The following is a 16,787-nucleotide window of genomic DNA, read 5'->3' as shown; positions in this document are numbered from 1 at the left end:
TTCGTTGACCTCTTATGATGCAGCCAGGATCTGGCTGACGTAGCGTGCCACCGCGCGCACCGCGCCCATCGTGACCGGGTAGTCCATTCGCGTCGGGCCCAGCACACCGAGCCGGGCCAGTTGCTTGTCCCCAGAACCGTATCCGGCGGCGACGATGGACGTGCCCTGGAGTCCGGTGTAGGGGTTCTCCGAGCCGATCCGCACGGTCAGCGCCGAAAGGTCGGAGGTCTCACCGAGCAGTCGCATGAGCACGACCTGCTCTTCCAGAGCCTCCAGCACGTCGCGGAGCCCGACGGTGAAGTCGGCTCCCGCGAGGTTGGCGGCTCCGGCAAAAACGATCTTCTCATCGTGCCGGTCCACCAGGGACTCCAGCAGCACTGACAGGATAGTGGCAGCGAGCGGCCGGTCTTCCGTGGGCAGCCGCTCCGGCAGGTCGGCGACCTTGTCGGGGACGCTGGTGAGCCCGCACCCGTCGAGGGAGGCGTTGAGCATCGCGCGCAGATGGGCCACGCGCTGCTCGTCGACGACGTCGGGCAGCTCGACCACGCGCTGCTCGACCCTGCCGGTGTTGGTGATGAGCACGAACATCAGCCGGCGCTCGCTCAGCGGCACCAGCTCGACGTGCCTGACCGTCGAGTGGGTCAGCGTCGGGTACTGCACCACGGCGACCTGCCGGGTGAGCTGGGCCAGCAGCCGTACCGTCCGCATGACGACGTCGTCGATGTCCACCGCGCCCGCGAGGAAGCTCTCGATGGCCTTGCGTTCCGCGCTCGACAGGGGTTTCACCTGCGATAGGCGGTCGACGAAGAGCCGGTAGCCCTTGTCGGTGGGCACCCGGCCGGCGCTGGTGTGGGGCTGGGCGATGTAGCCCTGCTCCTCCAGCACCGCCATGTCGTTGCGGATCGTCGCCGGGGACACCCCCAGGTTGTGCCGGTCCGCGAGGGCTTTCGAACCCACCGGCTCGTTGGTGGACACGTAGTCCTCGACGATGGCGCGGAGCACGGCGAGCTTGCGGTCGTCGACCAACGTGGTCACCTCCCTGCCTGCGTTCAGAGGGAAACACGAGGTTTGGCACTCTGTGTTCCCGAGTGCCAAGTGTACGGCCCCGGTGCGGAAGGCGCGATAAGCAAGAGCTGCGGATGATGACGGCAAGCCGTTGTCAAGTCAACTGCTATCGCGATCCAAGCGGCACCCATCAGAATTCGGTCATGTCCAACGATTTCGGTTCTTATCCGGGCGACGCCTCCCGCAGCCCCGGTTACGGCGGCCCCCAGCAGCCGTATGGCCAGCAGCAGTACGGCCAGCAGCCCCCCTCGTACGGTTACGCACCTCCCGGCTACGGCGCCCCGCAGGGACCGCCGCCCCCCGCCGGAAAGATCAAGCCCGGCATCGGGTGGATCGTGGGGGTTTGGCTGCTCGCCCTGGTCAGCATCATCGTCGGCATCGGCGGCTTCGCCGGCGGCCTCGTCGGCGCGGTCACCGACGCGGCCCCGACGCAGACCTTCGCCCCCGGCCAGGCCACGACGGTCACGATCGACCCGGCGGACAAGCCGGCGATCTACGTCGCCACGGGCGGGCCCACCAAGTTCGAGTGCACGCTGAAGGGCGGCACGGGCACGCCCAGCCTGCAGAAGCCCGACATCCAGCAGACCGTCGCGGGGTCCGACGGCGTCACCTGGGAGATGGGCCTGCGGGTCGGCGTGGACCAGGCGGGCGACTACCAGGTCCAGTGCTCCGCCGACCCCGCGGAGGGCACGACCTTCGGCGTGGGCAAGGAGCTCGCCGCCGAATCGCTGGTGGGCGGGGTGGTCGCCCTGTTCGTGATCCCCGGCGTCGGGATCCTGCTCGCCATCGTCGTGACGATCGTCGTACTGGTGAAGCGCAGCAACGCCCGCAAGCGCCGGGCCTCCGCGGTGCCGGTGGGGCAGTGGGGACAGCCGGGACCCTACGGCGGGTGACGGTGGTGTTTGCTAGCGTCCCACCTGATCCCCGGCGAGAGAGGGTGGGCGGTCGGTGATGTACGAGCGTGACGTTCTGGCGGGCGACTGGCGGCGCCCGCGCAGGGGGACGATCCCCCAGGTGCCCGCGGAGCTCGACCTGGTCGTCGAGGACGCCGACGGCGGCTTCTGCGGCGCCGTGGTGGCCTGCGACAAGGAGGCCGTCACCCTGGAGGACCGCTTCGGGCGCCGGCGGGTGTTCCCGCTGGAGCCGGCCGCGTTCCTCCTGGAGGGCAAGGCGGTGACGCTCGTACGGCCCGCCGCGGCACCGCGCGGTCCCCGGCGGAGCGCGTCGGGTTCCATCGCGGTGGAGGGCCTGCGGGCCCAGGTCGCCAAGGAGAGCCGGATCTACGTGGAGGGCGTGCACGACGCCGCGCTCGTGGAGAAGGTCTGGGGGCACGACCTGCGGGTCGAGGGCGTGGTCGTGGAGTACCTGGAGGGGGTCGACCACCTGCCCTCGATCGTCGAGGAGTTCGGCCCGGGGCCGGGGCGGCGGCTGGGCGTGCTCGTCGACCACCTGGTCCCCGGCTCCAAGGAGAGCCGGATCGCCGCGCAGGTCTCCTCACCGCACGTGCTGATCGTCGGGCATCCGTTCGTGGACGTCTGGCAGGCGGTCAGGCCGCACGTGCTCAAGATCCCTTCCTGGCCGTCGGTGCCGCGCGGCGTGCCCTGGAAGGAGGGCGTCATCGCCGCGCTGGGCTGGAACGTGGAGCCCGGCGCCGTATGGCGCCACATTCTCGGATCGGTCACGACATATGCCGATCTAGAGCCCGAGCTCCTCGGCCCCGTCGAGGAGCTGATCGACTTCGTGACGGTTCCCGGCGAGGACGGCCAGGCCGTCTGACCCGTCAGGGCCGTCAACCCATCAGGAGGGGACATGAGCGAGAACCCCGAGGACCCGCAGGGCGACGACCGGACGCGGCGCATCGGCGATCCCCCGCCCGGCCACACGTGGCCGGGCCAGGGTGCCCCGCCCCCCGGCCAGGGCTACGGCGTGCCTGACCAGGGGTACGGGCAGCCCGGCCAAGGCTACGGGCAACCCGATCAGGGCTACGGCCGGCCCGGGCAGGGCTACGGGCAACCGAGTCAGGGATACGGGCAGCCAGACCAGGGGTACGGGGGCTACCCGCCGCCCGCCTCCCCGTACGACGCGGGCGGCCACCAGCCCGGATACTCCCAGTACGGCGCGTACGGCGCGGCACAGGGATACGGCTACCAGGCCCCGCCGGGCACGTACGGCCCGCGGCCCGGCAGCGACGACACCACCATGTCGGTGCTCGCCCACCTGCTGGGTCTGCTGACCTCCTTCGTCGGCCCGCTGGTGCTCTATCTGGCGAAGAAGGACGAGTCGCCCTACGTGCGCGACCAGGCCGCCGAGGCGCTCAACTTCCAGCTCACGGTGCTGATCGTCTACTTCGTCTCCTGGATCCTGGCGTTCGTGCTCATCGGTTTCGTGCTGATGTTCTTCCTCTGGGTCGCGTCGATCGTCATGGCGATCGTCGCCGCGGTGGCGGCCAACCGGGGAGAGAGGTACCGCTATCCGATGAACATCCGCTTCGTCAGCTAATGGGAGCTACCGGGCCCGGGGTGGAGCCTCAGGTGAGGTCGCGGACCAGGGCGTCGGCCAGCAGGCGGCCGCGCAGGGTGAGCACCGCGCGGCCCGCCTTGAACGGCTCCACCTCCAGCAGGCCGTCGGCCAGCGCGCGGGCGACCACCGGGGGGCGTTCCAGCTCCTCGAGCGGGAAACCCCGAGCGAGCCGCAGCTCCAGCATCAGCCGTTCCACCGCCCGGTCCTGGGGGCCCAGCACCTCGCGCGCGTGCGCGGGCGAGGTGCCCGCGGCCAGGCGCTGGGCGTAGGCGGCGGGGTGCTTGACGTTCCACCAGCGGGTGCCGCCGACGTGGCTGTGCGCCCCGGGGCCGACGCCCCACCAGTCGCCGCCGGTCCAGTAGAGCAGGTTGTGCCGGCAGCGCCCGGCCTCCGAGGTCGCCCAGTTGGACACCTCGTACCACTCGAACCCCGCCTCGGCCAGCATGGCGTCGGCGATCAGGTAGCGGTCGGCGGCCACGTCGTCGTCGGGCATCGGGAGCTCGCCGCGCCTGATCCTGGCGGCCAGCCTCGTCCCGTCCTCGACGATCAGCGAGTACGCGGAGACGTGGTCGGGGCCCGCCTCGATCGCCGCGGCCAGCGACGCGCGCCAGTCGTCGTCGCTCTCCCCGGGCGTGCTGTAGATCAGGTCGAGGTTGACGTGGTCGAACCCCGCCTCCCTCGCCTCCCGTACGGCCCGCGCGGGGCGGCCGGGGGTGTGGCGGCGGTCCAGCACCTGGAGCACGTGCTCGCGGGCGCTCTGCATCCCGAAGCTCATCCGGTTGAACCCGCCCGCGCGCAACTCCGCCAGGTAGGCGGGGTCCACCGACTCGGGGTTGGCCTCGGTGCTCACCTCGGCGCCGGGGGCGAGCCCGAACTCCTCCTCGATCGCCCGCAGGATCCGTACGAGGTCTCCGGCGGGGAGCAGGGTGGGGGTTCCCCCGCCGAAGAACACGGTCTCGACGGGGAGGTGCGCGGCGCCGAGGTTGGCCCGCGCCCGTCGCACCTCGTCGACGGCGGTGTCCGCGTAGTCCTTCTGCGACGCGCCGGGACCGAGCTCGGACGCCGTGTAGGTGTTGAAGTCGCAGTAACCACACCGGGTCACGCAGAAGGGGACGTGGACGTAGAAGCCGAAGGGGCGCTCGCCGAGCCCGGCGAGCGCGCTCTCCGGGAGCTCGCCCGAGGCGGGCGCGGGGTCCCCGTCGGGAAGTGTGGATGGCACGCCCCAAGTCTGCCGCCTCCTCCGCGATGCCCGGGACGCCGAGGATCCGGTGCTCGCCGAGGATCCGGTGCTCAGGGACGCCGAAGCGGCACCCCCGGGCGTCAGATCTCGTGCTCGTCCCGCACCGGCAGGCCGTACCGCCGGGCGAGAGGGTTCCACAGCTTCAAAAAGCCCCGTTTGGCGGTGGTCGCCTCGCCGGAGAAGGCGAGACCGCGCCGGTAGTCGTCGTCGCCGCTCCAGGCGCGGCCGCACCCGGCCTCCTGGCGGGTCGCCCAGGCGAGGAACGCCTCGTCGGCGTTGAACGAGGCGGTCAGTGCCCTGGTGAGGCGCGCCTTGACCGCGTCGCCGCCGTCGAGCTCGCCGGTGCCCAGCGCGTCGACCTGGACCACCTGCTCGCGGCGGGCCGCGGTGATCCGCTGGAGCGTGGCGAGGCCGGTGGCGGTGCCTTCGCAGGAGCGCAGCTGGTCGAGGGCCGAGCCGAGGCCCGATCTGGAGCCGCCGCTGTCGGCGAGCAGGGCGTCGAGGACCCTGGCCTGGGTCTCGGCGTCATGGGGCCCCTGGGGAGCGCGCCCCGCCGGGGGCGTCTCGGCCTCGGCCTCCGCCCGGTCGCCGGTCATCGCCGTCCGGATGCCGCCCACCGCGGACGTCCCGCCGCCTCGCGGGGTGAGCCAGAAGGACCCCGCGGTGGCCAGCGACATCGCGAGGACCGTGACCGTGGCGACCAGTGGCCAGACCTTGCGATCCCCGCGTGGCGGCCGGTCCCGGCCTCGGTCCGGCGGTGGTGCCGGAGCCCGGTCCCCCGCCGGGGGTTGCCGGGGCCGCTCCTCCCACTGGGGGGGACGCTCGTCCGGGGGGAGATGCTGCTGCCAGTCGGCGGGGTCCTGCCGCCACTCCTCCGGCGGGACCCGGGTCCCGCCCGCGGGAACGTCCCGCGAGGGCTGAGCCGGTGGAAACCGGGCCGGTGAGGACTGATCCAGCGGAGGCCGACCCCCCGTCGGCGCCCCGCACCCGGGGCATCGCGACAGCCCGCGCACAGGGGTGCCACATCGGTTGCAGAACGCCTGCTGCTCCATGCCTTCCCAAGTTAGCCGAAGCATCCCGCCGTCCACCGGTCAAAACGCCGTTGGCCGTTGACGGCCAGATCCCGCAGGTCTACGATCCGGGAAAACTTAAAGGAAAGTTTCCTATAAGTTACTTATTCCAAGCAGTGGAGAAGCCCGTGCAGAGACTCCTCCGTAAAGTGCTCGCGGCAGCCCTCGCCGCGGGTCTCGTGGCCGTGGCCGTGCCGTCCACGGCCCAGGCCCAGACCCCCCGGGAGCACGGTGACCGCTACAAGCGGGTCGCCTACTTCATCCAGTGGGGCGTCTACGGCCGCAACTACCACGTCAAGGACATGGAGACCAGCGGCGCCGCCGCCAAACTGACCCACATCAACTACGCCTTCGGCTTCGTCAACGCCGGGGGCGACTGCTACTCCCCCGACCCGTGGGCCGACTGGCAGCGCCCGGTGCCCGCCGAGCAGAGCGTGGACGGCGTCGCCGACGCCGAGGGCCAGGCGCTCAACGGCAACCTGAACCAGCTGAAGAAGCTCAAGGCCAAGCACCCCGGCCTCAAGGCGCTGATCTCCCTCGGCGGCTGGACCGGTTCGAAGTACTTCTCCGACGCGGTGCTGACCCCCGAGGGCCGCGCCAAGCTCGCCTCCTCCTGCATCGACCTGTGGCTCAAGGGCAACCTGCCCGGCACCGCCGCCGGCACCGGGGCGGGCGTGTTCGACGGCATCGACCTCGACTGGGAGTGGCCCGGCTCCTCCGGGGCCGACGGCAACATCATCCGTCCCGAGGACAAGCGGAACTTCACCCTGTTCGTCACCGAACTCCGCCGCCAGATGAACGAGTTCGACCGGCGCACCGAGCTGACCGCCTTCCTGCCCGCCGCCGCCGCGAAGATCGACGCCGGCTTCGAGGTCCGCGACGTCTTCAGGCAGCTCACCTTCGCCACCGTTCAGGGCTATGACCTGCACGGCTCGTGGGAGACCGTCACCGGCCACAACGGCAACCTGTTCAACGACCGGCGCGACCCCCACCCGGTGAAGTACAGCGTGGACCAGACCGTCCGCGACTACCTGACGCGCGGCGCACCCGCCAAGAAGATCGTGGTGGGCGTACCGGCGTACGGCCAGGGCTGGACCGGCGTCACCGGCGGGAGGAACGGCCTGTACGGCACCGCCACCGGCCCCGCTCCCGGCACCTTCGCCGCAGGAAGCGAGGACTACAAGATCCTCGTGAACAAGCCGGGCAAGCGCTACCGCGACCTGCTGACCGGGTCCGTGTGGCTCTACGACGGCAACGAGTTCTGGTCCTACGACGACCCGGCCTCGCTGCTCCAGAAGGCGGCCTACATCCGTCTGAAGGGCCTCGGCGGCTCGATGATGTGGTCCATCGACCAGGACGACACCAAGGCATCGCTCACCTCGGCGCTCTACAGCGTCCTGCGCTGAGCAACCCCCTCATACCGGGCGAGGCCGCAGGATCTGGGTCACCAGCGGCCTCGCCCGCCCGTTCTTCCTCCCCGGTCTCCTTCCCCCGGGCGCCCTTCACATCTGGCCGAGCCGGTGCGGGGGCGGTGCGGGGTGGACCGAGCCGGTCGCGGGACGGGCCCGGGGTGCCTGGGGGAAGCGCCTACTTCTTGGCCTTGTCCGTGGAGGACTCGGTGGACAGCGCGGCGACGAACGCCTCCTGGGGAACCTCGACGCGGCCGACCATCTTCATCCGCTTCTTGCCCTCCTTCTGCTTCTCCAGCAGCTTGCGCTTGCGGGAGATGTCGCCGCCGTAGCACTTGGCGAGGACGTCCTTGCGGATGGCGCGGATGTTCTCCCGGGCGATGACCCGGGCACCGATGGCCGCCTGGATCGGCACCTCGAACTGCTGCCTGGGGATGAGCTCGCGCAGCTTCTTGGCCATCTCGACCCCGTAGGCGTACGACTTCTCCCGGTGGACGATGGCGCTGAAGGCGTCCACCGCCTCGCCCTGGAGCAGAATGTCGACCTTCACCAGGTCCGACTCCTGCTCGCCCGAGGGCTCGTAGTCCAGCGAGGCGTAGCCGCGCGTACGGGACTTGAGCTGGTCGAAGAAGTCGAAGATGATCTCGCCGAGCGGCATGGTGTAGCGGATCTCGACGCGGTCCTCGGACAGGTAGTCCATGCCCTGCAGGTTGCCCCGGCGGTTCTGGCAGAGCTCCATGATGGCGCCGATGAACTCCGAGGGGACGAGCACGGTCGTCTTGACCATCGGCTCGAAGACCTTCTCCACCTTGCCGGTGGGGAACTCCGAGGGGTTGGTGACGACGACCTCCTTGCCGTCCTCCATGATCACTCGGTAGACCACGTTGGGCGCGGTGGAGATGAGCGAGAGGTTGAACTCGCGCTCCAGCCGCTCTCGGACGATCTCCATGTGGAGCAGGCCGAGGAAACCGCAGCGGAATCCGAAGCCCAGGGCCGCGGAGGTCTCCGGCTCGTAGTCCAGGGCGGCGTCGTTGAGCTGGAGCTTGTCCAGGGCCTCGCGAAGGTCGGGGTAGTCGTCACCGTCGATCGGATACAGGCCGGAGAAGACCATGGGCTTGGGGTGCTCGTAGCCGCTGAGCGCCTTGAGGGCCGGACGCGTCACGGAGGTCACCGTGTCGCCGACCCGCGACTGGCGGACGTCCTTCACGCCGGTGATCAGGTAGCCCACCTCGCCGACGCCGAGCCCCTTGTCGGCGATCTTCGGCTCGGGCGAGATGACGCCGATCTCCAGCGTCTCGTGGGCCGCGGTGGTGGACATCATCAGGATGCGCTCGCGCTTGCCCAGGTGACCGTCCATCACCCGGACGTACGTGATCACGCCGCGGTAGGTGTCGTACACCGAGTCGAAGATCAGCGCGCGGGCGGGCGCGTCGGCGTCGCCGACCGGGGCCGGGACGTTCGCCACCACGTGGTCCAGCAGCTCGCGGACGCCGATGCCGGTCTTGCCGGAGACCTTCAGCACGTCCTCCGGCTCGCAGCCGATGAGGTGGGCGATCTCCGCGGCGTACTTCTCCGGCTGGGCGGCCGGCAGGTCGATCTTGTTGAGCACCGGGATGATCGTCATGTCGTTGTTCATGGCCAGGTAGAGGTTGGCCAGGGTCTGCGCCTCGATGCCCTGCGCGGCGTCGACCAGCAGGATCGCGCCCTCACACGCCTGGAGCGACCGGGAGACCTCGTAGGTGAAGTCGACGTGCCCGGGGGTGTCGATCATGTTGAGGACGTAGTCGGTGTCCCCGACCTTCCACGGTAGCCTGACCGCCTGCGACTTGATCGTGATGCCGCGCTCGCGCTCGATGTCCATCCGGTCGAGATACTGGGCGCGCATGGAACGGTCGTCGACCACTCCGGTGATCTGCAGCATGCGGTCGGCGAGTGTCGACTTGCCATGGTCGATATGCGCGATGATGCAGAAGTTGCGGAGCACAGCGGGGTCGGTCTGGCCAGGCTGAATGCGCACCGGGGTCCGTTTCAACAGATTGATGACGATCATACGGCTGGCATGCCAGCCGTCTTCCATGGTGACATGTCCGGGTGATTGCCCGGACCAGAGCACGGCGCGGCCTGCGGTTCCTCGCTATGGTGGCGGCCCTGCTCCTCGCGCTTCCAGGGGTGGCCGTGGCCACCCTCACCCTGCAGTTTACCGGGACACCCGCCCCATGGGCGAAGACGACCGGCCACGACGCCCTGTGGCTGGGCCACGCGTGGGTCGACGGCCGCAAGACGGCCGACGATGTGCGTACCCTCGCCGCCCGACTGCGAAAGACCGGGATCAAGGACGTGTACGTCCATTCTGGCCCGTTCGACCCCGACGGGACACTACCCGCCGGCAAATATCCAAAGGCGGCCGACTTCCTGAAGTGGTGGCGCGAGGAACTCCCCAAGGTCAGGGTGTCGGCCTGGCTCGGCCAGAAGGTCGACGGCGTCCTGGACCTCGACGACGCGGCCTCCAGGCAGCGCGTGCTGGACGGCGCCCGCGCGATCACGGCGCTCGGCTTCGACGGCGTCCACTACAACTTCGAGCCGATCGGCGACGGCGACACCGACTTCCTCGACCTGCTCACACAGACCCGCGCGATCGTGGGCGACGGCCTGCTGTCCACCTCGACCCCGCAGATCGAGCCGTTCCCGCTCGTCCGCCCGGCCGCGCGCGCCGCCACCGGCCGCGACAAGTACTGGTCGCCCGACTACTTCCGCCAGGTGGCGAAGCTCACCGACCAGGTGGCGATCATGACCTACGACTCCTACCTCCCCTTCCCCTCCGTCTACGGCGGCTACGTCGTGCGGCAGAGCTCGCTGGCGCTGGAGCTCGTCCCCGAAGAGAAGACGGTGCTGATCGGCGCCCCGGCCTATCACGACCACGGCGTCTCCTGGGCCGACGAGGCCGAGAGCGTCGAGAAGGCGGCCAGGGGTGCCCGGCTGGCACTGACCTCGCACGGCAAACCGCGCGAACGGTTCGGCCTGGCGCTCTACGTCGACTTCGCCGCCACCAAGGAGGACTGGGCGGAGTACGAGAAGTTCTGGTTCAAGCCGTGAGGATTACGGTCCGAGCCACCACGGTCACACGCTAAACTGATCAGGCATCCTTCTGCCTGGCCTGTCGATTTGAGTGTCGACCATGGCAGTTGGTAGCCTAGTCAACTGCGTGTGGCGCGCCCTCTCTGCCCGCGCGCCCCATCCAACGACATTCACCGAGGCTTCTTCGTGGCGAACATCAAGTCCCAGATCAAGCGCAACCGGCAGAACGAGAAGGCCCGGCTGCGTAACAAGGCTGTCAAGTCTTCCCTGAAGACGGCCATCCGCAAGTTCCGCGAGGCCGCCGACCAGGGTAACGTCGAAGAGGCCGCCGTGCTGCAGCGCGCTGCCTCCCGCCAGCTGGACAAGGCCGCCAGCAAGGGCGTGATTCACAAGAACCAGGCCGCCAACCGCAAGTCGGCGATCGCCCAGCGCGCCGCCGCCCTGTCGGTCGCCAAGTAGCTCCACGTTTCGCGAACGCCGCACCCTTCGGGGATGCGGCGTTCTTGCGTTTCAGGCGCCTCTTCCCGGTGCGCCTCATGCCCCGCCCTGTGGCTCGGGGTGGCTCAGGCCGCCTCTCCCCGAAGCGCCTAACGCCCCGTGCGGCTGGCGACCACGGTCTGGACCATGTGCTCCAGCGCGTACGCGGGGTCGGCTCCGCCGCCCTTCACCTGCGCGTCGGCGGTGGCGGCGGCCTGGATCGCGCGGGCGAGACCCTCGGGGCCCCAGCCGTTCAGCTGCCGCTGGACCCGGTCGATCTTCCAGGGCGGCATGCCGAGATGGCTGGCGAGCTGGCCGCCCCGGAGGTTGCGAGGCGCGCCTCCCACCTTGGCCAGCGAGCGCAGGCCCCCGGCGAGCGCGCTCACCAGCAGGACCGGTGCCGTACCGGTCGAGAGCGCCCAGCGCAGCTGCTCCAGAGCGTCGCCCAGCCGTCCCTCGACGGCCGAGTCGGCCACGGTGAACCCGCTGACCTCGGCCCTGCCCCGGTGGTAGCGCGCGACGGCGGCCTCGTCGATCGTCTTGCCGGGGGTGTCGAAGGCGAGCTGGCTGCACGCGGCGGCCAGCTCGCGCAGGTCGTTGCCCACGGCGTCGAGGAGCGCGGCGGCGGCGTCGGCCCCGATGGTGCGTCCGGCCCGCTTCAGCTCCGCCTTGACGAACGCCAGGCGCTCGGCCGGTTTGGTCACCTTGGTGACGGAGACCACCTGGGCTCCGGCCTTCTTGACCCCGTCGACCAGGGCCTTCCCCTTGACGCCTCCCGGATGGACGAGGACCAGCACGGTCTCGTCCGCCGGGTGGGCCGCGTAGAAGACGACCTCGGCGATGACGTCCTTGCCGAGGTCCTGGGCCGAGCGGACGACCACCACGGACCTGTCACCGAACAGTGAGGGCGACGTCATGCGGGTGAGCTCTCCGAGCTCCATCTTCGAGCCGGGCAGATCGTGCACCTCGGCGGTCGGATCGGCGGCCTTGACCGCCGAGGTCACCTCGCTCACCGCGCGGTCGGCCAGGAGTTCCTCGTCGCCGAGTATCAGGATCACGGGTGCCGGATCGGTTGCCGCCATGACGAGCAGCATGCCACGTCCCGGTGCCGGGTGAGCCGCCGGCAAGTCGTTCGCAATCGGAATGCAGGTGCCGCGAGGCACCCTGGGAACAACACAGGAGGTGAGAACCATGACAAACTCCACTATTCGCCGCCACGCCTGCCCCCGCTGCGGAACGTCCCTCGACGAGGGTCCGATCATGTACCGTTGCGCGCGCTGCAGCCGGTCGGTCTACGCCGCCGACGTGGACACCGAGTTCCGCCGCCCGGCCAGGACCGGGAGCTGACCCGCGCTCCCCGGGCAGAACCGGGATCCGGCCCGCACCGCCCGGCCGGAACCAGGACCCGGCCCGCGCCACCCGGCCGGAATCGCCAGGCCAGAACCGAGGCCTGACCCGCACCGCCCGGCCAGGACCGGGATTCGACCGCACCGGCCCCGCCCATCCGGGCCGGGCGCCACGAGCCGCCCGCCAACGGGGCCGCGCGCCCCCGGGCGACGACCGCCAGAGCCCCCTCGCGGACCACCACCGCGAGGTCTCCCGACAGGTCCGTCCGGTAGGCGCGCATGCCGAGCCGGTGCAGCGCGGCCAGGGTCGACGGGGCGGGATGGCCGTAGCCGTTGTCCGCCCCCACGCTGATCAGAGCGGCGCGGGCACCGGAGGCGGCGAGGAAGGCCGGGTCGTACCTGCCAGAGCCGTGGTGCGGAACCTTGAGGATCTCGGCGGATGGCAGGCCGCGCCGGAGCAGCTCCGCCTGGGCCTCGGTCTCGATGTCTCCGCTGAGCAGAGCCGCCCCCGCGGCCCAGCGGACGTGCATCACGACGCTGGCGTTGTTGACGGCCGCCCCTTCCCCCGCGCCGGGCGGGGAGGCCTCGGCCACCGGGCCGATGACGGTGAGCTCCGAGGGCCCGAACCGCCAGCTCGCACCGGGCCTCGCCGCCCACTCGACCACGTGGCGGCGGGCGAGATCGGCGCTCAGCCTCACCCCCTCGCGCTCTCCGGCACCGTGCGGTGTCACCATCACCGCTCCCACGGCGCGCCCGCGAAAGACACCGTCGAGACCGCCCACGTGGTCGAGGTGCGGATGGGTGAGAACGACCAGCGGCACCTCCCCGACCCCCATGGAGCGCAGGCAGCGGTCCACCGGCACCGGGTCCGGCCCCGCGTCCACCACCACGGCCCGCCCTGGCCCCGCCGCGACGAGCAGAGCGTCTCCCTGACCGACGTCGCAGGCCACCAGTAGCCATCCGCGAGGCGGCCAGCGTGCCACGATCGGCGCGGCCACCGTCACGGCGAGGACCAGCCCGGTGAGGGCCGCCAGGGCGATCAGGCGCGGCCGCCGGTGCCGCAGCACCAGCACGGCGAGTGGCACGGCACCGGCCAGCAGGAGCAGCCCGGTGACGCCGCCCGGCCACGGGATCACGCCCAGCGGGAGCGCCGCGGTGTGCTCGGCCACCTCGATGATCCATCCGGTGGCCAGCCCCGCCGGCCGGACCAGCAGCTGGGCGAGCCCCATGTGCAGGGGCGCGACCAACGCCACCGCGAAACCGAGCAGGGTGGCGGGGGCCACGGCCGGGCCCGCGAGCAGGTTGGCCGGGATCGCCACCGGTGCGAGCTGTCCCGACATCAGCACCAGGACCGGGGTGACCGCGACCTGGGCGGCGGCGGCCACCGCGGTCGCCTCGGCGAACCATCGGGGCATACGGGCCGAGAGCCGGTCGCGCCAGCCCGGGGCGAGGACCAGGATGCCCGCGGTCGCCGAGACCGACAGGGCGAAGCCGTAGGAGCGGGCGAGGTCGGGGACGAAGAAGACCAGCCCCAGGACGGTCGCCGACAGGGCCGCGACACCGTCGCGCGAGCGGCCCGTGCCGAGGGCGAGGGCGGCGACCCCGCCCATCAGGAGGGCCCTGAGCACGCTGGGCGAGGGCCGGGCGACGACCGCGAAGGCGACCATGGCCGCCATCGCCAGCACCGCCCGCGCCGCGAGAGGCAGCCCGGCCACCCTGGCCAGCGCGACCGCCGCCCCCGCCACGACGGCGAGGTTCGCGCCGGAGACCGCGAGAAGATGGCTGAGGCCCGCCGCCTTGAAGTCGGCTTTGACCTGCTCGTCCATCCGGGACACGTCGCCGACCACCAGGCCGGGCAACAACCCGCGCTGCGCCGGCGGCAACACGTCGGCCGCCTCCCGTAACCCCGACCTGAGTGTCCCGGCCGCGCGCTGCTCCCAGGAAGGCCCGCTCAGGACTCGTGGTGCCCCCCTGACCAGCACCACCGCCGCGAGCAGCTCTCCGGGGTCGGCCCGGCCGAAGCGCCCGCTGACCTCCACTCGCTGGCTGGGCAGCAGGGATCGCCACCCGGCGCCCGAGACGAACAGCACCACCGGAGCCCGCAGCGCCACCCTGCCCGCGCCCGTCCCGACCGACTCGACCCGGGCGGGCACCACGAAACTCTCCCGCGGGAAGGGCCCTCCCCCACGGTTCGTCTCCCGGGGATCGTCGGTGACCACCACCTCGGCCGTCGCCGAGGCGTTCCTGCCCGCGAGCTCGGCGACCGGCCCCGTACCGACCGCGTGCACCCGGAAGGCCACCGACCCCGCCACCGCGGCGGCGCATCCCAGGATCGCGATCGCCGCGTTCCGCCGGCTCGCCGCCCCCTGTGCCCGGGTCAGGACGGCCACGGCCAGGGCACCCGTGGCCATGAGACCGGCCGTCACCGCACCGGTCGCGGCTGAGCAACCCAGCAGGACGAGGGCGGTCATCCATGAGACCGCCGCCGGCAGGACCAGATGCGTGGCATGCGCACGCCACCCCTTTCCTGAACCGCCCAGGATTCCCGACCCCTCGGACCCGCCGGGGGGTGCGGAGCCACCGGAGACTCCGGCCGTGGCGAACCTCGTCACGGCCGTCCTCGCGGCCGAGGTGTCAAACACGGGCCCTGTCCCGCATCTCTGCGTACTTCCGGTCGCCTATCCCGCTCACGTCGCGAAGCTGCTCGACGGAGCGGAAGCCGCCGTGTGCGTCGCGGTATTCGACGATGCGCCGGGCGAGCACCTCGCCCACGCCCGGTAGCTCCTCAAGCTGCTCGGGGGTGGCGGTGTTGAGGTCGACGACGGCGGTGGCGGGATCTGCCGGATTCACCGGAGCGGGCGCCGCCGCGACGGCGGCCGTACCGGAAAGGCCGACGACGATCTGCTCGCCGTCGACGAGCCTGCGCGCGAGGTTGAGGGATCCCGTGGCGGCCGCTCCACGGACGCCCCCGGCCTCCTGGAGCGCGTCGGCGACCCGTGAACCGCCGGGCAGCGTGATCACCCCGGGCCGGCGGACCTTACCCGTCACGTGAACGGTCAGCTCGGCGACCGGCGTGGACCCCTGCCGCGAAACGGTGACGGGCGCCGACAGCGGTGACCCGGCGATCGGCATCGGCGGGGCCAAGGGCTCGGGCTCCGGCTGGGACCGCCAGGCGTACACGCCGCCCGCGACGGTGGCCACCAGGGCGACGAGCAACAGGAGGCGCAGCCCCGGGCGGTCAGGACCGAGTGCGACCTTCTGGGTCGCCACGACCTTGCGAAGCGCCTCGAAGGACGGAGGGATCGGCGCCGAACGCATGCGCGCGGCGGGACCGTCGTGGACGACGTCCTCCGGCTCGCCCTGACCGCCGGCCCGCGCATGCCTGCCCTGGCACGGCGTGCCGGCCGGACGGCACGATGGGGGCACCCGGCCGGGTGATCCGCTCCCGGTCAGGATCCGCAGTCGCGACTCGGCTTGGAACCGCTCGGTGTTCTGGCCTGTGGTCCGCACCCGCAGGACGTTACGGAGACGGTGGCGGGCGCACTTTCACCGAATCTCGTTCTGGGGATAAGGGGACGATCGGCGGAGAGCGGGGACACAGGTCGGCCTGATCGGCGCGCGGGTCATCAGACGGATCCGAAGACCACACGGGCTCGAAGACGACACGGACCAGCGGACCTCACGGATCGGTGGACACCAGAGGCTCGCCCGCGGAGACGGTGATGCCGAGCATGCCTGGACCGACGTGCGCGCCGATCACCGGGCCGACCTCGACGACGATGACCTTGGCAAGGGCGGGAATGCGCCGGTGCAGTCGTGCGGCCAGGGTGTCCGCGCGGGACCGGGCGGCGAGGTGCTGGACGGCGACCTCCACCGGGCCCGTACCCGCGGCCTCGACCGCGAGGTCTTCGAGGCGGGCGATGGCACGGCTCGCCGTACGGACCTTCTCCAGGGGAGAGATCGCACCGTCGGAGATGTGCAGAATCGGCTTGATCATCAGCGCCGAGCCGAGGAGGGTCTCCGCCGCGCCGATCCGGCCTCCCCTGCGGAGATACTCCAGGGTGTCGACGTAGAAGAAGCTGCGCACCGACTCCATGCGGCGGCGGGCGGCGTCCGCCACCTCGGCCCGTGTCGCGCCCGCCGCGGCGGCGCTCGCGGCGGCCAGGACGGGGAACCCGAGACCCATGGCGATGGACCTGCTGTCGACGACGTCGACCGGGACGGGGGAATGCTCGGCCCCCGCCCGGGCGGCCTCGACAGTGCCGGACATCTCCGCCGACAGGTGGATGGAGACGATGCAGGTCGCGCCCCGGGCCGCCGCCTCGTTGTAGGCGTCCGTGAAACGGCTCGGGGCGGGCATGGAGGTCGTCACCTGGCGCCGTTCCCGCAGCATGTCGCCCATGCTCGCGCCCTCGATCCGCGGCATGTCGTCGAGCGGTCTGCCTCCCACGATCATCTGGAGCGGCACCACGACGATTCCCCTGCGGGAGACCTCCTCAGGAGGGAGGTAGGCGGTGGAGTCCGTGACGACGGCGACCGGCGGAGACATGCCCAGAGGTTACGCGGTGGAGATCACACGGAGGAG

At 71.3% G+C, this 16,787-nt stretch carries 14 protein-coding genes; 6 read left to right on the top strand and 8 right to left on the bottom strand.

What is annotated here, in order from left to right; all coding sequences use genetic code 11:
- Window positions 1-12: 12 nt before the first annotated feature.
- Window positions 13-1,026 (bottom strand): heat-inducible transcriptional repressor HrcA, encoded by a 1,014-nt coding sequence (hrcA, locus tag ACTOQ2_RS11470; RefSeq protein ID WP_440099680.1) that lies wholly within the window; start codon window positions 1,024-1,026, stop codon window positions 13-15.
- A gap of 182 nt (window positions 1,027-1,208) precedes the next feature.
- Between hrcA and ACTOQ2_RS11465 the strand changes: the two genes are divergently transcribed.
- From ACTOQ2_RS11465 to ACTOQ2_RS11455, 3 genes are read left to right on the top strand one after another with little or no spacing between them, the layout of a single operon-like run.
- Entirely contained in the window at window positions 1,209-1,958 is a 750-nt protein-coding gene (locus ACTOQ2_RS11465; RefSeq protein ID WP_440099624.1) for a hypothetical protein, read from the top strand.
- 58 nt (window positions 1,959-2,016) lie between these two features.
- Window positions 2,017-2,841 (top strand): DUF3097 domain-containing protein, encoded by an 825-nt coding sequence (locus ACTOQ2_RS11460; protein ID WP_440099623.1) that lies wholly within the window; start codon window positions 2,017-2,019, stop codon window positions 2,839-2,841.
- 33 nt (window positions 2,842-2,874) lie between these two features.
- On the top strand, window positions 2,875-3,564 hold the full coding sequence (locus tag ACTOQ2_RS11455) for a DUF4870 domain-containing protein (RefSeq protein WP_440099622.1): 690 nt from the start codon (window positions 2,875-2,877) through the stop codon (window positions 3,562-3,564).
- Window positions 3,565-3,592: 28 nt separating this feature from the next.
- Here ACTOQ2_RS11455 and hemW read toward each other — a convergent pair whose 3' ends face one another.
- Complete coding sequence (hemW, locus tag ACTOQ2_RS11450) at window positions 3,593-4,804, bottom strand: radical SAM family heme chaperone HemW (RefSeq protein ID WP_362677355.1); 1,212 nt, start codon at window positions 4,802-4,804, stop codon at window positions 3,593-3,595.
- Between the two features lie 101 nt (window positions 4,805-4,905).
- The gene (locus ACTOQ2_RS11445; protein WP_440099621.1) at window positions 4,906-5,502 is read right to left on the bottom strand and encodes a hypothetical protein; all 597 of its coding nucleotides are present in this window, start codon (window positions 5,500-5,502) and stop codon (window positions 4,906-4,908) included.
- A 521-nt stretch (window positions 5,503-6,023) separates the two neighbouring features.
- Between ACTOQ2_RS11445 and ACTOQ2_RS11440 the strand changes: the two genes are divergently transcribed.
- On the top strand, window positions 6,024-7,301 hold the full coding sequence (locus ACTOQ2_RS11440; RefSeq protein WP_440099620.1) for a glycoside hydrolase family 18 protein: 1,278 nt from the start codon (window positions 6,024-6,026) through the stop codon (window positions 7,299-7,301).
- 181 nt (window positions 7,302-7,482) lie between these two features.
- On the opposite strand, the gene lepA is transcribed toward ACTOQ2_RS11440, so the two are convergent.
- The gene (lepA, locus tag ACTOQ2_RS11435) at window positions 7,483-9,354 is read right to left on the bottom strand and encodes a translation elongation factor 4 (RefSeq protein WP_440070121.1); all 1,872 of its coding nucleotides are present in this window, start codon (window positions 9,352-9,354) and stop codon (window positions 7,483-7,485) included.
- A gap of 41 nt (window positions 9,355-9,395) precedes the next feature.
- Here lepA and ACTOQ2_RS11430 point away from each other — a divergent pair, with 41 nt between their 5' ends.
- Both ACTOQ2_RS11430 and rpsT read left to right on the top strand, forming a co-directional pair.
- Complete coding sequence (locus tag ACTOQ2_RS11430) at window positions 9,396-10,397, top strand: hypothetical protein (RefSeq protein ID WP_440099618.1); 1,002 nt, start codon at window positions 9,396-9,398, stop codon at window positions 10,395-10,397.
- A 168-nt stretch (window positions 10,398-10,565) separates the two neighbouring features.
- The gene (gene rpsT / locus ACTOQ2_RS11425; RefSeq protein ID WP_440099617.1) at window positions 10,566-10,838 is read left to right on the top strand and encodes a 30S ribosomal protein S20; all 273 of its coding nucleotides are present in this window, start codon (window positions 10,566-10,568) and stop codon (window positions 10,836-10,838) included.
- Window positions 10,839-10,966: 128 nt separating this feature from the next.
- Here rpsT and holA read toward each other — a convergent pair whose 3' ends face one another.
- From holA to ACTOQ2_RS11405, 4 genes are all read right to left on the bottom strand, one after another.
- Window positions 10,967-11,938 (bottom strand): DNA polymerase III subunit delta, encoded by a 972-nt coding sequence (gene holA, locus ACTOQ2_RS11420; protein ID WP_440099616.1) that lies wholly within the window; start codon window positions 11,936-11,938, stop codon window positions 10,967-10,969.
- Window positions 11,939-12,114: 176 nt separating this feature from the next.
- Window positions 12,115-14,673, bottom strand: coding sequence for a ComEC/Rec2 family competence protein (locus ACTOQ2_RS11415; protein ID WP_440099615.1), 2,559 nt, complete (start codon window positions 14,671-14,673; stop codon window positions 12,115-12,117).
- 163 nt (window positions 14,674-14,836) lie between these two features.
- Complete coding sequence (locus tag ACTOQ2_RS11410; RefSeq protein WP_440099614.1) at window positions 14,837-15,712, bottom strand: helix-hairpin-helix domain-containing protein; 876 nt, start codon at window positions 15,710-15,712, stop codon at window positions 14,837-14,839.
- Window positions 15,713-15,881: 169 nt separating this feature from the next.
- Window positions 15,882-16,751, bottom strand: coding sequence for a DegV family protein (locus ACTOQ2_RS11405; protein WP_440099613.1), 870 nt, complete (start codon window positions 16,749-16,751; stop codon window positions 15,882-15,884).
- Between the last annotated feature and the right edge of the window lie 36 nt (window positions 16,752-16,787).

Source organism: Streptosporangium sp. H16 (assembly GCF_051918855.1).
In the GTDB taxonomy this organism is placed as follows: Bacteria; Actinomycetota; Actinomycetes; order Streptosporangiales; family Streptosporangiaceae; genus Streptosporangium.
This window is presented reverse-complemented; position numbering and strand designations above follow the sequence as displayed.

Excerpts from the sequence above, each read along its gene's own strand:
- ACTOQ2_RS11465 (WP_440099624.1), top strand. The coding sequence starts at position 1,209 with ATGTCCAACGATTTCGGTTCTTATCCGGGCGACGCCTCCCGCAGCCCC.
- ACTOQ2_RS11460 (WP_440099623.1), top strand. The coding sequence starts at position 2,017 with ATGTACGAGCGTGACGTTCTGGCGGGCGACTGGCGGCGCCCGCGCAGG.
- ACTOQ2_RS11455 (WP_440099622.1), top strand. The coding sequence starts at position 2,875 with ATGAGCGAGAACCCCGAGGACCCGCAGGGCGACGACCGGACGCGGCGC.
- ACTOQ2_RS11445 (WP_440099621.1), bottom strand. The coding sequence starts at position 5,502 with ATGTCGCTGGCCACCGCGGGGTCCTTCTGGCTCACCCCGCGAGGCGGC.
- lepA (WP_440070121.1), bottom strand. The coding sequence starts at position 9,354 with ATGATCGTCATCAATCTGTTGAAACGGACCCCGGTGCGCATTCAGCCT.
- holA (WP_440099616.1), bottom strand. The coding sequence starts at position 11,938 with ATGGCGGCAACCGATCCGGCACCCGTGATCCTGATACTCGGCGACGAG.
- ACTOQ2_RS11415 (WP_440099615.1), bottom strand. The coding sequence starts at position 14,673 with ATGACCGCCCTCGTCCTGCTGGGTTGCTCAGCCGCGACCGGTGCGGTG.
- ACTOQ2_RS11405 (WP_440099613.1), bottom strand. The coding sequence starts at position 16,751 with ATGTCTCCGCCGGTCGCCGTCGTCACGGACTCCACCGCCTACCTCCCT.